We start from the raw sequence: 1,501 nt of genomic DNA on the forward strand, positions 1-1,501 counted from the left end.
CACAAAGTGGAATTAGATGCAAGAAAAGCATTGTTTGGGAAATTAGGATTTTAAATAAAATAGAGCTGTATGGAAAGTGGCATATGAGTCCCTTACTTTCCATACAGCTCTTTATACATTTCTCAGCGGGTGCATTCATCTCACCACCTATAGAGCTGGGAGACTTTTGTACCTGTCGCTTCGCTTTCGCACAGAAAATATTTGCTTTCGGTGCAAAAAACATTGCTGAAAGAAGTTAATATTTCTCCCGCAACCCTTCAATTGCTTGCTCAGACAACCCTGTTGCACGCTTGATTGTTTCTACATCTAAATTTAACGAGATGAGCTCCTTCGCTACTTTGAGGACACCTTGTTCAATCCCCTGCTCAATTCCCTGTTCAATTCCTTCTTGAAGGCTTTTTTCACGTACATCATCTAATCGGGCCTCTTCATCCAAAATTGCCTTTAAGCGTGATTGATACGCAATGATTGTATCTGGTGTTTGGCTTAGGCTTTCCCACACATTGAATGCCTCCAACAATGTTTCATCTTTCATTGCTAGCACCTCCAGTTCTTGATAAATATCTTGATACACTTGCTCCTTACGCGCATCTACCATGCCAAGCAACAATAGCCATCTTGCCAAAATATCATCAAAAGGATTTAATTGCTCTTGATGCCATGCTTTTAGAAATTTATTCATCTCAATAAAATGGACTTCTAATATATCGTCCTGTGATTGTAAGCGCTTCAAAGTTGTATCCTCATACAAATGATAGGTACTATGATAATACGTTTGTTCTTCAAAAATGGTAAAATTGCAAATATTAATGGTAATGGTTGGGAGCAATGTTCGATAGCCCTTTCCTTTTTGAAGCTGTGCTGTATATAAGCGTGACCAGTAATACAGTGTACGCTTGAGCATATCATCTTGATTCGATAACTGCATCTCTACATTAATCCATTCACCTTTTTGTGTTTTAACAACAATATCTAGTCGAGATTGCTTATCCTCTTGATATTCGCCCCCCACTTCTTGGTTGACAAAGAAGACTTCTTGCACTGTATCACGACCTGTCCGCTGTAAAATAGCGTTTAAAAACACAATGGTAATTTCTTTATTCTTTTCACTACCAAACATTTGTTTAAAAGCATAGTCCACTTTCAAATCCATTAATTTGTGTAAAGGAAGACGTTTCAGTACCTTTCGATTCATCACAATCACCTCTAGTTTATTGATTTAACTATATCATAAGGAGCGATTTGAGCACAAAAGTTTTATCATGATTCAGCGGGTTTCACAGATTTTGAAGAGGAGATCTGCACGATGCAGGTCAGTTAACCGTTGGCACGTGTTGTGACGCTTTTAGGTTAACTTCTGCTACGAGCAAAATCTGAACGAGAGTTAGCCTAGGCGTAATTGATTGAATGAAGTTTCGCTTTGTGTCACACTATTTCCTGACAACAACATGCTATAATGAATAAAAGAAGAAAGCGAGGAAATCAAAATGTATCATTACGT

The 1,501-nt window shown here is 38.0% G+C and carries 2 protein-coding genes; one reads left to right on the top strand and one right to left on the bottom strand.

Features of this window, described 5'->3' with window-relative positions; genetic code table 11:
* A partial coding sequence (locus tag C9J34_RS22520) for a hypothetical protein (protein ID WP_238600747.1) occupies positions 1–239 on the top strand: 239 nt, incomplete at its 5' end.
* Here C9J34_RS22520 and C9J34_RS20940 read toward each other — a convergent pair.
* Complete coding sequence (locus C9J34_RS20940) at positions 236–1,195, bottom strand: Rpn family recombination-promoting nuclease/putative transposase (RefSeq protein ID WP_107842100.1); 960 nt, start codon at positions 1,193–1,195, stop codon at positions 236–238. The two genes, C9J34_RS22520 and C9J34_RS20940, sit on opposite strands and share 4 nt — an antisense overlap.
* Positions 1,196–1,501: the final 306 nt, after the last annotated feature.

It is taken from the genome of Metasolibacillus meyeri (assembly GCF_003049505.1).
In the GTDB taxonomy this organism is placed as follows: domain Bacteria; phylum Bacillota; class Bacilli; order Bacillales_A; family Planococcaceae; genus Metasolibacillus; species Metasolibacillus meyeri.

What these genes read in the sequence shown, in the direction of transcription:
- C9J34_RS20940 (WP_107842100.1), bottom strand. Translation starts at nt 1,195, where the DNA reads ATGAATCGAAAGGTACTGAAACGTCTTCCTTTACACAAATTAATGGAT.